The organism is Planococcus kocurii (assembly GCF_001465835.2).
Taxonomy (GTDB): domain Bacteria; phylum Bacillota; class Bacilli; order Bacillales_A; family Planococcaceae; genus Planococcus; species Planococcus kocurii.
This window is the reverse complement of the sequence record NZ_CP013661.2, coordinates 2,524,026-2,538,201: the sequence shown is the minus strand read 5'-3', so window position 1 is coordinate 2,538,201 and position 14,176 is coordinate 2,524,026. Positions and strand designations below refer to the sequence as shown.

Below are 14,176 nucleotides of genomic sequence, written 5' to 3'. Positions count from 1 at the left end.
TCGGCCACAAATTAAGGAACATTTGAGTCCGACCCAGGGACGACAACGGGCTAGACACAAATTGCAGAACATTTGTGTCTAGCCCCAGGCAATCATCACCCTAAAAGCGACGGCGCGTGCACTTCCGCCGCCAAGCGACTCCAGAACTTCACCCCCACTCCCATACCCAAACAAAGTATTTGTGCTGAGTCTCCCCCAACACCCAGCTGAGGCGCGTCGCGGGCTAGGCGAAGCACTAAGACGAGTGCTTTTCTCGGCTTAGTGCGAGAGCCATGCCCCAAGCGCTCGAAGGCGACTTCCAGAACCCCACAAAAACTACATGCACTCTTTTTTGAAAGTGTTGTGCAGAACATTTGTGTCTAGCCCCAGGCAATCATCACCCTAAAAGCGACGGCGCGTGCACTTCCGCCGCCAAGCGACTCCAGAACTTCACCCCCACTCCCACACCCAAACAAAGTATGTCCGCTGAGTCTCCCCCAACACCAGCCGAGGCGCGCCAAGGGCTAGGCGAAGCACTAAGACGAGTGCTTTTCTCGGCTTAGTGCGAGAGCCATGCCCCAAGCGCTCGAAGGCGACTTCCAGAACCCCACAAAAACTACATGCACTCTTTTTTGAAAGTGTTGTGCAGAACCTTGGCTTGGGAGCACGTCCTTGGGTCGGCCACAAATTAAGGAACATTTGAGTCCGACCCAGGGACGACAACGGGCTAGACACAAATTGCAGAACATTTGTGTCTAGCCCCTAGTGAACATGAAACCAGTCTCACAATAAAAGCGACGGCGCGTGCACTTCCGCCGCCAAGCGACTCCAGAACTTCACCCCCACTCCCACACCCAAACAAAGTATGTCCGCTGAGTCTCCCCCAACACCAGCCGAGGCGCGCCAAGGGCTAGGCGAAGCACTAAGACGAGTGCTTTTCTCGGCTTGGTGCGGGAGCCATGCCCCAAGCGCTCGAAGCGGTGTATAGAACCCTAAAAAAACTTATTATCCCAGTTCAATCTTACTTAGCGAAGGCGCGTGCACCACCGCGGCCAAGCGACTCCAGAACCTTACACCCATCTACTCCACATAAAAATAGGTGCATTTATGCATCCACCACTCCCTAGCTGAGGCGCGTCGCGGGCTAGGCGAAGCACTAAGACGAGTGCTTTTCTCGGCTTAGTGTGAGAGCCATGCCCAAAGCGACCGAAGCGGTGTATAGAACCTATGAAAAAACAGACCCCTTCAAGAGCCTGCTCGTCATTTATTCACAATATCCGTAATTTGATAATCTCCGTACTCATCAATCACCACCGTATAAACACCTGCGTGTGACACAGTTGTTGATTTGTCGCCAGTTTCTTCGTAGTAAGTAAACTCTGCTTCAGCAGTGACTACTGCACTTTCTTCGTTAATCTCAATACGCGTAATTGTCGGTTGAACCGTATCGTACATGCGATTTTTCCCGCTATACTCTCCAATCAAACGGGACGCTTCCTGCTCCGCTTGACTGCCTGGCAACACGTAGGACAAGTAATAAGCCGAGTCAGCGTCGTTTAATGAATAAGGCAGTAATTCGTAGTAGGCGGATATAAAACTTTCCAGCAAATCTTCAGCAAAATAAGCATCTTTAACATCTTGCAAGACGATTTCCTGTTCTTCGGTAACCAGTGGGTTTTCGATCCATTCGCTTAGTTGATCCCAGACTGTATAGAGCGGAATGCTGTAGCCAGATCCTGGTTTTTCTTCGAGAATAATCGAGTTGATGCCAAGAATTTCTCCTGTATCTGCTGCGATGAGCGGCCCACCACTCGATCCTTGGGCGATTTCTGCGGTCATTTCGTAAAGGTCTGTGTATTGGTATTGATCCGAAAAATCGAGATCGGTTGCTGTGATTTCACCGGTTGTTGCGGTGTTGCTTTGGTCGTTTGGACTGCCGATTGCGACGACTGGCGTACCGATTTCCACGGGCTCCATTTTAATCGCTAACGGCTCTTTCCCCGCCAGTTCAGCGACACGAACAATGGCAAGATCCTCCGTTTCAGATATACCGATCACGTTGCCATTAAACTCTTGACCGTCGCTATTTTTGACGGTGATGTAGGATGCATCTAAAACGACGTGGGCATTGGTCAAGATGTCCCCTTTGTTGTTAATCAAAAAACCCGAACCTTGTTCAAGATCGGTATACAGTGTGTAGACATGCGTTTTAGCATGGGCGATCATCGTTGCTTGGCTTTGCTCTACCATTTCAGTTTCTTCTGGAACTGGTCGCGTGTCCTCTTTTGGTGCTTGACAGGCACTCATGACAACAACAAAAAATAAAAGAACTGGCCGTATTTTTTTATAGCTCGAGAGTTGATTCATCGTGTTCACTCGCTTCTTTTTGTGTTCATTATATCAACTCGCTGATAAAAGGTCTTGTGCGCGCAAAGAAAAAGCATCCCGTTAAACCGTGCTTTTTAGGCACGATTCAAACGGGATGCTTGTTTGGGTATTATTTTTTCTTTATTTGGCCTTTATTTGTAACGACTGTGTAGTTTCCTAACTCGTTCACATGAAGAGTAAACGTTGACCCTTTTAATGTTCCTTGCATGATTTTCCACTTGCCTTTACGATCTTCACGCGCACCAAACTGGATTTTCACGTCTTTCGTTGTGTCAAATGCCAGTGTCACCGGTGAAGTGAATGTCAAAGCAAGGTCTTTTCCTGCTGCATCCGTTACCGACAAGTCGATTTGTTTCGTAAGAGTTGGGCGTTTGTCGACTTCTTTTGCGTCTGCCACTACTAGCTCTAATACAAATGCAGATCCTGCAGCTGAGACAATTTGCTGAATGTTTTCAGCTGAAAAGCTGACAGCTGCTGTCGGCATGTCGACCCGTAAGTCTTTGCCGCTCTTCAGCAGTTCAACTAGATTTCTTTCAGTAAATGTAATGGCAAGTTCTCCATCTTTATTCGGTTCGCCCGCTGTAACGACAGCCTGGTCACCTGAAAAGTCAGGATTTGCTTGTTGTTCGCCCGGAACTGATGGTTTTTCGAAGGCAATTTGTGCTAGTAGCGGATCATGATCTGATGCGCGGCCCTGTTGTTCCATGAACATCGCGTTAATGTGGACCATATCCAGTTCTGTACGTTGTGCCAAGTTGTTCGTCACAAGCAAGTGATCGAGTACTTGTGAATTTCCTTGGTAATAATACGAAAAGCGATCTTCTACTGGCACATCTTCGACTTTATTCGTTAAAATATCGCCTTTTAATGCGGCTAGCGCAGGCGTAAATTCGAAATCATTCATGTCTCCTGCAACGATCACGTTCAAGTCTGGATTTTGTTTAAGTCCATCCGCGATAAAGCCGTTAATCGCTGTTGCCAGTTCAATGCGCTCTGCAACAGAGCCAAGAACAGGCGGCTGGTTTTTGCCGAATAGTGGCTGGTCTCCACCTTTTGAGTTTAAGTGAGCGCCAATAACGACGACCTGCTCACCTTGGAAGTCAAATTGTGCAGCAATTGGTTTACGGGTGTTTGGCATTGCGATTGGTTGAACGCGTCCTGGATTCAAAGCCAGTTCGCCGTCTACCCACGAGTTGTCTTGAGTTGCAGTGCCTTTTGTTCCTTCTGACAAGGTTACGCGTTCAGGATTATACAAATACCCGACACGGATGTTGCCACCTGGTTGCCCACCGTCTTTGTTGTATTCAGGTGCGATGTCAGTCCAGGCATATGTTGGACCGCCTGCTGTTTTGATGTCTTGAATCAACCGTTCATAGCTTAACGTTGCGTCACTGTTTCCTGATGCAACCGGGCCGTCATTGTCTTGTACTTCTACCATAACGATGATGTCTGGTGAGTTTAAGTCGTTAACGAACGACTCTGCAATGCGCTGTGCTTTGGTATCAGATGTATGACTCGGATCTGCAGAAAAATTTTCTACATTATAAGCGGCTACCGTCAGTTCGTCTTTTTGCTTAGCAATCCATGTTTGTTCCGGCTTCGTGCCGCCGTCTTTAAGCGTTGGTAAATCATTTTCTGTCGCCCATAGCTTGTAGTTACCAAAGCCGAAGCCCATTACGCCGATAATATTACCGGTAAACGAGTCGCCTGCCTTGGCTACGTAGTTTTCATTGTTGAAATCGACGGTAATGCGTTCTGGGTTATAGTCATTTTCTGAAAGCAAAATTCCACCTTGTTTATGGAATTCTGTGCCTGGTGAGTTTTCAGCAACGACGACCACTTCGCCGTAGTTTTGTGGTCCCACAACCTGTGCGTTTGGTACAGCTAAGCGCATAAGTTCAAGGGATTCCCAGAAATCAACGCCGTCTTCTGTCGGATCAAACGATGTTAAGCCATCGTTATCGATAATCTCAGATGGCGGTTGAACGTCTTTTCCAATGACAATGGGTTCAGGAAGTGCGGCTGTTGCTGTTTTGGTTGCGTCAGTCGCACGAATACGCGTGATTGGTAAATCGTTATCTTTTGCATCTGAATAGCCTTCTTGGAAATGCTCTTCTACAGTTCCGGTGATGGTAACCAGGTCACCAAGTTGAAGACCATTTGATGCTTTATTGACCATCAATGCTTCTGAAGTTGTCACATCATCATCTGGATTGATGTCTTGAATGACGAAGTTTGCCGAGTTGTAGACGTGTGTCACGACACCGACGATTTCATTGACAACGACACCTTGGTAATCTGAGTAATGATTCGCGCCTTGAATATCACGGATTTTCAAGGCGCCTGTTTTCAAAACGGTGTAAGTAAAAGTAAAAATCTCAGACGTTTCGTCCGTGATGGCGATGGCTTTGATCGTTACGTCTTTTGTCAAAACGATTGGCGCTGTGTATTTGGTGCTTGCGGCAGTTGGTGTGGAACCGTCAAGCGTATAGTAAATAGCGGCGTTTTTCCAGCCTGAAGCTAGCGTGATTTCAGTGCCTTCCGAAACGACACCTGGAAACACATCCACATAGACAGCTGGCTTATTCACAAGGTCAAAGCTCTCGAAGCCGAGTGTTTTCACCTGATAAGAAGCGTTGAACTTTGAAGCGATTCCGCTGACATGGATTAAATCGCCTTCTTTGTATTGCTTCGTAAATTGTTCGAAGTTTAGTCCGTTGCGGTTATCGTTACGAATGGTGACCGTTTCACCGTTTTCAGCTGTTGCCGAAAACTCAAACGTTCCAAAATCGTTAACGGATTTCAAGTTTGTGATGGTCACATTTTCTAATTCAATACGCTCGCCTTGTGTCTGTTCATTGATAGCGGTCGGTGTAACGGTTTGAGCGGACGGCAAGTCGTTGCCTGTAGAAAGAACTTCTATTGTATTCGGCTGCAGCTGAAGCTCGCCGCTATACTCCGCGACCGTTCCCGTCAACCGCACCTTGTCTCCCGGTGCAACGGTGGCGTTTGAAGCATAAACGTACATGCCAGCTGTATCGTCTTGTACATAAAAGGCAGTCGCGCCCCAAAATCCTATGCCTGTTGTCACCGTGGCGTCAACTTGGACGAGTTTGCCCGACATCGTGCGCGCTTGTGCCAACGTATCGACGACAGTTGCCTCAGGTGGTACTTCACCTTCAGACAGAATCGTGAAAGCCGTTGGAGACTTTAGACCTGCTGTTGTAAAGTAAGTTTCTAATGAACCTGTAATGGTCACTTCTGCTTTAAACTTAGTTGGATTGTTCACCAAGTTTAAACCTGCACGAATTGCGGAACTTGATGGCAACTGAACTGGAAGAATTTTCGTCGGATCGGTTTCATTTGGTGAATCAGCAAGCCCTAGATTTGAAGCAGCTGCAAAAGGCGCTTCTTGGTCGTAGCTAGTGTTGCTAATGACTGTCCCGACGATAAATCCTTTCACCGTAGCCGAACCGGAATTATTCGCAATGGCTTCAGCTACCGTAATCGGTTCTGCAGCAGTTGCAGTTGCTGCTGTGTAAGGCAGTACTGCAGACAAAACCAGTAGTAAACTCAAAAAAATCTTCGTCCATGTGTTTCTCGACAAAAGCTCCACTTCCTTTGAATAGAATGAGTTACTTATCAAGTATAGCGCAAAATTGTAAACGCTTTATTAAATTTATGCAAATAATGAAATAATTTTCTTATTTGGTGCCTGGCACCCGCTCAATTCTCGTACAATTCTATTCCCCATCTCTCCTCTCCGGAAGATCCCGTTCTTCGCAGTACATCAAATAACCCGTTAAGCATTTGGAATATGGCCTTGGCAGAAGGGTTGGCAAATAACTTAAATCGAGGAATTGATAGGGGGCTTGTAGCGCATCTGCGTATAATCGGTACGAGCTGTGTGGATAGTCTTTCATTGTGGCTACCATGGGGGTACTGGTATCTATGGGGTTTCTGTGGACGTATCGGCTAACTGCGAGGATGCTTTTGTGGGTTATGGCTTTGCCCGAATAATAACGGCTTTCGTAAAAATAGCCGCTGTAGTTGTATTTTTTCTTGTGATAATCGCTGTAGCGTTTGTTGATGAGCGCCATTAGCTTGCTTAACGGGACTTCGGGTGAGCGGATCAATAAGTGGTAATGGTTGGTCATTAAGCAATAGGCCAACATGGTAAACGGGTACTTTTCGTGTGCATACGTTAAGACTCTAAAAAAAGCGTCGATATCTGATTTCTCTTGAAAAATCGCTTGCCTGTTGTTGCCTCTCATCACAACATGTTCGTATGCATGCGGAGTCCAAATACGTCGACTTCTCCCCATCGTTTCACGCTCCTTCCTTTTCAACTACTGATTATAACTATAGTAGAAATAAGATTGAGGTTCGTCAATTGTTCTAAAAAGACAATAACTTGGATTTATGTACGCATACTGACTCAAAACTAATTTTTCACTGTGAAACCACTCGATAACCTGCAAATTCTCTTTCAAAATATTTTTTTGAATTGTGTTTGAATTGTTTGGGTGCCTGGCACCCAAACAATCAAACACTCTATTATTCACTCACTGTTTCTTGATCGTGAAGCTTTCTTCTGTGACATGTCCTGCTGCGTCGATGACTTTCAAGGTGAATTTGTTATCACCTAGAGCAGCAACTGGAACCGTGATGGTGATGTCTTCATCAAAGCCGACTTCGCCGTAGGGCTCGGTCATGTCTTGGCGAAAAACTTCGCTGTCGATTACATACACTTGGATGGCGTTCATGTTGTCTGAGACATTAAACCTTACTTCTGCAGAATCTGCTTCTGCACCCACAGTTTCTGGCAGATCCAAAAATTTCAGTAGCGCCGGCTGTGTATCGATTAACACTTGGCTGCGTACTTCGAGTTCGTTGCCAGCTTCGTCGACGGCTTTAGCGAAGATGTCGTTACGCCCGTCTTTGAGTGTTAAGGTGTGTTGGAAAAACAGTCCGTCAAAGCGTTCGGCTTTTTCACCGTTAACGGTTACTGAGACGATACGTGACTGGTCTTCTACGACACCGAATACGCCGACTCTCTTCGTACTTAGCACTTCGAAAAGCCCCGGCGAGATGATGGACACTGCTGGTTGTTGTGTATCTGCAACAATACCGGTTAGTGGCACTGTGATTTTATTGCCGGCGGTATCATGGAATACCGCGTTTAGCTTGTCGCCTTTTTTGATGGCCACAGGCAATTTGTAGCTCTTGACGCTCGGTGATAACGACTGGTCTTCAAAGCTGTCCGGAGCTTGCGTTAGTTCCACACCGTTATGGAACACTTCCCAACGGTCAGGTCCTCCGCCTTCTTTGTTATCGGTAAAGCTGGTGACTTTCACCGTGCCCGTTTTCGTATCCAACGTAGCAGTTGCTTTAGGTGCCACGGTATCCACTAAAATCGGCATGACTCGTGACTGCCATTTAGCACCTGGATAATCAATAACCGCACGCATTTGCAGTTGATACTGGCCGTCTTTAACTGGCTTGCCGAGCACTTCGCCGTTCCATTCGTTGAAAAAATCATAATAATAGGAGAAGCTTTCCGTGAAGTTTTTCACTAGGTTTTTTCCTGTCTGCAAGGTCCGGAGTTTCTTGCCATCCGCGTCCAGCACGTTTACTTCCAACGCTTTGGCGTTACGCAACAGCGAAAATACGGGAATAATCGACTCCCGGCTCCCGTCGCCATTTGGTGAAAAAGCAAAACGCTCAGGAACAAAACCTTGTTGGTGGCTGCCGCCGTTGACGATCAATCCAAAATCGTCCGTTAAAAATGTCGAAGCGTAAAACGTTTCTGGGCTCCATGCGACGTCATCAAAAATCGACGCTGCGTCCCATTTGCCATTAAAGCCAAAATATGGCACAGTCAGCGGCGTGTTGCCGGTCACTTCTTCGCTCGCATCGGTTAATGTAATAAACCCGTCGATGAAAAAGCCGTTAGTGAACGCTTTAAATTCGGGACGTCCTACTAAAGTTGACGCATCGATCGTCACTTGAATTTCTGTCGTGCCATTTGCTGGTACCGTCACAAGGTCGGGTGCGGTAATGTTGACGAGATCTGTTACCACTTTTGATCCTGCTCGATTAGGATCGGTCGTGTTGATCTTGCGCTTTTTGTGTTTTGCAATTGCATCGGTTTGAACGTTAACTGTGATTGCGTAAGTTGCTGCCGTGTCTGAGAAATTTTCAGCTTGCAACTTGATGGTGAGTTGATTTTTTGTCAGTTCTTTTAACGCGACTTTGGCGTCACCAGTCGCTCCGTCCGTGACGATTACGTCGGTCGATAAGGCGTCGTGCAACTGCATCAGTCCTGCGCCTTGACGTCTTGGTGACACGAATTGACCCGCTACCAGTTCAACTGGATTGGCCGTATTCATCAGCAAGTTTTTGGCGAACTCAACGCGGTCTCTGCCTGCTAAGCCAAGCTCTTCAATGCGCTGAAAAATCAATGCCGTTCCTCCTGCTACGTGTGGTGCCGCCATCGATGTACCACTCATCAACCCGTAGTCGTTGTCATTTAGCGTCGAGAAAATATTACCTCCAGGTGCAGTGATTTCTGGCTTAAAATCCAAGTTGGGTGTTGGTCCCCAAGACGTAAAATCACTCATTTTACCGGCATTTGGATTCGGCGTCTCAAGCTCTTTTCCGTCAAACGCAATGGTGACCGCTTTTCCAGCTTGTAATGCTGCTTTCATGGCCAATCCATCTTTTTGAAGTGTCGACAAAAACGGAATGGTAATAGACGGATCCCATTCCATATTAACGGGTCCTGTCGTGTTGTTGTAAATAATAACCCCTGCTGCTCCAGCAGACTGCGCTGCAAAAGCTTTTTCCGCAAATGGAATGGTGCCGCGTGCAATCAACGCGAATTTATCGGTCAAGTCTTTGCCTTCAAAATCCTCAGGCATACCGAGTCCAACTTCAACCATTTGATAAGAAGCATCTGGTAGTTTTTGCGGGTCGACTTCGTTTGCCGGCAAGTATAGCGCACGAGCCGACACTTTGCCGTCTACGCTGTAGACAAAACTCTCCGTTGTAATCACTGTATTTTCAAATGACGCTACCCCGAACGAATCCACCGAAGTTCCCGGTGTACCAATCAAACCGTAGTCTTGGTTTTTGGCAAAAGGTGCTTGAAAACCAGACCCCAGCATGTCTTCGTTGCCAGCAGAAATCGCTACTAAAATCCCATTATTTGTCGCACGTTCTACTGCTTGCTGTTCAGGACTCGACGTATCGACAAATCCAGCGGTGGCGCCGAGCGACATGTTGATAACGTCTGCACCAAGTTTAATGGCGTCGTCCATCGCTTTAATGTAAATATCACCGAAAGTTGTTGGGTATAAAGCGTCGTTGCCGAACACTTTCAGTGCCAACAATTGCGCTTCCGGAGCAACACCTTTAATGCCGCCCTTTTTTTCATCGCCATTTGCACCAATCGTTCCGGCTACGTGCATGCCGTGCATCGAAGCACCCGGTGCCACGTCACGAATTTCAGTGTTGGCGTCCATATAATTGTAACCAAACGGTACTTTTTCTGTGAAAAATGCACCTTCTTCAATTGCGTGATCCGAGACAAACGCATCGACTTGGCCTTTTGTTAAGGTAGCCGTCTTGTTATCGCTCAGTTTCATGTCGCGATGTCCCGAGTCAATGCCTGTATCGATTACTCCGACAATCATGCCTTCTCCTTTAAAGCCATAATCACGCCAGGCTTGTTGCGCTTGAACCAGTTCTTTGGCGTATTTCATCGTCGGCTGGACTGCAGGACGTTTATACTCCGTCGCTTCATATACAGCTTTAACACTTGGCAACTCCGCGATTTCGGCTACTTGTCCCGCAATAACTTCTGCTGAGAAACCGTTAAAGACCGCTGTAAACGTTTGAAGATAATCGATTTTGGGTGCCACTTTCGTAATAGCTGTTTGTGCCGTTTTTTGTTTTTTAGCGGCAGCCGCTTCAATGCGTTGTTTCTGACTTTCCGGCAACTCTTTGTAAAGAACACCCTTCGTCGTTGCGATTTCAATCGTCGGCTGTTCTTGTAATTCAATGATGATTCGCACTTTTTCTTTTGGTGACTGCGGCTTTACTAAGGTTTTCGACAGCTTCACTTCGGGATTTGGCGCTTTTGATGCGACCGGACTACTGAACCCTGTGACACTACTGATCAATAAGATGAACACCATTAACCAAAAACTTGTTTCCCTCATCTTGGTTCCTCCCTTTCAAGATAAAATTATCGAAATTATCAATTAATTAATTCACCTTCATTTTTCCATTTTACACATCAAAAGTCCATGGTTCCAAAGCTATCTTGTTGACCGTTTTTTCTTTAAATTTTGGGTATATTGTATGGGTGCCAGGCACCCACACAACTCTCGCGCAATTTGCTTGCCTCTTGTACTTCCTTTATACTTGAGGGTAGTCGATATTCCGATTGCAGCAGGAGCAGCAAAGTCGAAAAATTTTTTTGAGGTGATTTACATGAAAGTCAAATGGAGCTACAAGCCGGTTTTGGTGATGTTAGCCACCATGTTTTATTTCTTTTTGTTGGTGAATGGAATTGAAACCTATTTGAACGGTAGTTACGCTGAACGCGCTGTGTGGCGCAGTGATCACAAAGAAGCCTTTTTCTTTAATTACATGATTGTTTTTAGCTTGTTCATCGTGTTTTTAGGAATCTTTAATCGTTATTTTGTTAGTTTTGTCGTCACCAATGCGTTAGTGGTGACTCTGGCTGTTTTCAGCTATTATAAATTCAGTTTCTTAGGGGAATTTTTATACCCTTGGGATTTGTTGCTTTATAATAATGTATTGAATTTATTGCCAAATTTATATGAAACGATCAACTTGACACAAGTTATTCTTGTTTTCGGACTTATCGTGGCGGTCATTGTCGCCATTTCGGTGTTTCTGTTTATCAAAAAGCCAAAGCGCTGGATTCGCTTAAACCCATGGGTTCGTATGCTGTTTATTGGTTTAGGTGCCGCGTACTTGAGCATTTTTGTTTTCTATCGGTCCATTCCTGAAGTAGAGTCCACGTTAAAAGATGTCGACATTAACAACCTGACATTTGATCAAGAACGCAATTACAAAACCAATGGCTTTTTGTTGACGTTTATGTTGAATATGCAAAGTGCCATCGTGCTGCCACCAAGTGGCTACAACGAAAAAAACGTGATGGATATTGTTGACAACTTGACTAAAGTCGAACCGCAATCCAATTCAACGGCTAAGCAAGATCCGAACATCATCTTTATCATGAGCGAATCTTTCTGGGACCCGACGTCGATTGAAGGGTTGTCGTTTAATGAAGACCCTATGCCAAACGTCAGAGCACAGCAAGATGGTCATATTTTGGCTCCTGCTTTTGGCGGCGGCACGAGTAACGTCGAGTTCGAAGCGCTGACGGGTTTTACCAATATGTTCCTACCGCCTGGTTCCGTTCCGTACCAGCAATACATTAAAAGTGAAATTCCGGCGATGCCTAACTATTTGGCAAGTCTCGGGTATGAGACGACGGCCATTCACCCTTACCCGAAATGGTTTTGGAACCGGGAAGAAGTGTATAAACATATCGGTTTTGATGAATTCATTGATATTGACGGGTTTACCGATCCTGTCTACCGAGGACCTTACGTTTCTGACCAGCAAGTGACCGATACCATCATCGAACAAACAGAAGCGAATGAAGATCCGTCATTTATCTATGCAATTACGATGCAAAACCACACGAGTTACAACGTGGATAAATACCCAGATTTCACTGTCGAAACGCAGACACCTCCTGGAGTGGATCCCGTTTTCAATTTATTGTTGCGGTCGTACACACAAGGAGTCGCAGACGCTGATGCTGCATTTAAGAGCTTGATCGATTATTACGAAACGTCTGACGAACCAACCATTGTCGTCTTTTTCGGAGACCATTTACCTGCGATCGGCAATGACTATAAATTATTCAAGCAAGCTGGATATGTCCCTCGCGGAGCAGGAGACATTAATTGGAGCCTAGAAGATCAAAAGAAAATGAGATCCACACCGCTGGCTATTTGGAATAACTACGGCACTGAAGTTCCAGACCTTGGTACAATCAGCCCCTCTTTCCTAGCACCAACCGTCTTTGACCTAGCTGGAATTGAGCAGCCTTTGTATCACGCAGTACTGGAAAACTTCCAAGCGGAAATGCCGGGCTACACCAACGAAGTGAAAATAGACGCAGATGGCGAACTTTATAAAGTGACTCCCGATAAAGTGGAGACCACCAAACAGCAATACGAAATGATTCAATACGACCTGCTGTTCGGAGATCAATACTCACTCGAAAAACTGTTTGGTAACTAACCCTAAAACCACAGTTAAACCCCCACACGCCGAATTACCGGCTTGTGGGGGTTTTGTTGTTGAATTGCGCGAGAGTTGTGTGGGTGCCTGGCACCCACACATTTACGGAATGCGCCACCATCATATGCCCGCGCGGCGTCCAATGAAATCCGAGAAGTGGATCGACTAATCCGCTGCTTGCAAGATCAGTGTCTGTTGCGCCTCCTGCTTTTTGCACCGCGTTGGCATAATTATCGATGAGTTCAACACCTTGTTGTTCAGCGACTTTGCGAATAATATCATTGTAGCTGTCTTGCCACGCATGAAGGCCCCCCTTACTGGCATAGAGTTTTTCAATACCTGGGTTTTGCGCTGCTTGAGACTGGTAGTACACACGTTCATTGACGGGCAAATTGGTCATCAAAACAACCGTTATGCCTTTTGCCACCATTTGCGTTGTCATTTGCGAGATATTTTTTTCAAATTGCTCCTTACTGACTTGTGGTTGTTTCGTATCTGCACGCATTAATGCGTCGTTCAACCCGAACATCATGACGACCGTAGATGGCTGTTGATCCAACACGTCTTGTTTGAATCTTTTCAAGGCAATTGCTGTCGTATTGCCACTGACACCGGCATTGGTGATTCCTGCTAACGTTGGCCAATTGTGATTCGGGTAGTCGGGAAATTCTTTCGGTAAATAAGAACCTGACGTATTGCTGTCTCCAAATCCAATAACTTTACTCGGAAGTGCTGGTTGTTGAAGAGCTTTCCATTCCATCGCGCGATTGGCAAACGCAGCCATTTGCGCACGTGTGACGATGCCGTTTGGCCGGTAGGTATTGTCTTCCGGATACCCAACCGTAATGCCGTTATCACGCAGTGCTAAGACATACGTAAACATCCAATCTGTTGTGGTCACGTCGGTAAAGAAATTCGCGGAGTGCCCAACAAGATCAAAACCTTCTGTCAAAATCTTGGCCATTTGTCCACGCGTTAACTTGTCATCCGGAGCATACAGCCCATTGCCTTTGCCATGAATAACACCTTCTTTTTTCAATGCTTCAATATAACCAAATGCCCAGTGACCCGTCGCCACATCAGGATAACTCGCTGTTTTCGGATTGAGCGGCTCAATACCCGCAGCCAGTGCAATAATTTTCGCCGCTTGTGCACGCGTCACGTCTTGTTCTGGTTTGAACGTTCCATTCGAATAGCCAGTCAAGACGTTTTTTCCGAGCAGCGACTGAATGTCTTGATAAGCCCAATGCGTTGTAGCCACATCTTTTAGTGGCGCAGCGGCACTAGCCGACGTAGTTATCGTCGAAAAAAACAAGAGTATTGACAGCAGTCCCGTAAAGATAACGGCAGCGTTACATTTTTGAGGAAACCTCATGTGATTTTCACCTTTCTTCCACTCTTTTATACGTATCTTACCATTTATTGAATTGTGTGTGAATTTCGTGCGTGCCAG

General features: G+C 46.1%; 6 protein-coding genes. 1 reads left to right on the top strand and 5 read right to left on the bottom strand.

What is annotated here, in order from left to right; all coding sequences use genetic code 11:
- Positions 1–1,239: 1,239 nt before the first annotated feature.
- From AUO94_RS12415 to AUO94_RS12400, 4 genes are all read right to left on the bottom strand, one after another.
- Positions 1,240–2,346, bottom strand: a complete 1,107-nt coding sequence (locus tag AUO94_RS12415) for a S1C family serine protease (RefSeq protein WP_058384514.1) — start codon at positions 2,344–2,346, stop codon at positions 1,240–1,242.
- A gap of 130 nt (positions 2,347–2,476) precedes the next feature.
- Positions 2,477–5,983, bottom strand: a complete 3,507-nt coding sequence (locus AUO94_RS12410; RefSeq protein WP_335339246.1) for a DUF6359 domain-containing protein — start codon at positions 5,981–5,983, stop codon at positions 2,477–2,479.
- A 127-nt stretch (positions 5,984–6,110) separates the two neighbouring features.
- Positions 6,111–6,692: a transposase gene (locus AUO94_RS12405; RefSeq protein WP_058384512.1), complete on the bottom strand. Its 582-nt coding sequence runs from the start codon at positions 6,690–6,692 to the stop codon at positions 6,111–6,113.
- Between the two features lie 240 nt (positions 6,693–6,932).
- Positions 6,933–10,592: a S8 family serine peptidase gene (locus tag AUO94_RS12400; RefSeq protein WP_058384511.1), complete on the bottom strand. Its 3,660-nt coding sequence runs from the start codon at positions 10,590–10,592 to the stop codon at positions 6,933–6,935.
- A 274-nt stretch (positions 10,593–10,866) separates the two neighbouring features.
- Between AUO94_RS12400 and AUO94_RS12395 the strand changes: the two genes are divergently transcribed.
- Positions 10,867–12,723, top strand: a complete 1,857-nt coding sequence (locus tag AUO94_RS12395) for an LTA synthase family protein (protein ID WP_058384510.1) — start codon at positions 10,867–10,869, stop codon at positions 12,721–12,723.
- Between the two features lie 34 nt (positions 12,724–12,757).
- On the opposite strand, the gene AUO94_RS12390 is transcribed toward AUO94_RS12395, so the two are convergent.
- Entirely contained in the window at positions 12,758–14,098 is a 1,341-nt protein-coding gene (locus AUO94_RS12390; protein WP_058384509.1) for an S-layer homology domain-containing protein, read from the bottom strand.
- Positions 14,099–14,176 lie beyond the last annotated feature (78 nt).